This window comes from Leifsonia sp. SIMBA_070 (assembly GCF_046534635.1).
Lineage (GTDB): Bacteria > Actinomycetota > Actinomycetes > Actinomycetales > Microbacteriaceae > Leifsonia.
On sequence record NZ_JAWRYK010000546.1, the window covers coordinates 1 to 256 of the forward strand.

Consider the following 256-nt stretch of genomic DNA (forward strand, 5'->3'; position numbering starts at 1 on the left):
GACCTGGGGTTCGTGGTTCATTTGGGCGCACCGTCCTCGCCGGTGGCGTACTACCAGCAGGTGGGACGCGCCGGCCGAGGAACCCCCAGCGCCGATGTGCTGCTGCTGCCCGGGACCGAAGACAAGGACATTTGGGAGTACTTCGCCACCTCGTCCATGCCGGCGGAGGGCCCGGCGAACGCCGTGCTGACGGAACTGGCCTCGGGGGCGGTTATGTCCAGCGGTGCTCTCGAGACACGGGTGAACCTGAAGCGCT

General features: G+C 67.6%; 1 pseudogene. It reads left to right on the forward strand.

Annotated elements, in window-relative coordinates:
- Positions 1-256, forward strand: a pseudogene (locus tag SB754_RS21380) (recombinase RecQ); the annotation flags it as partial.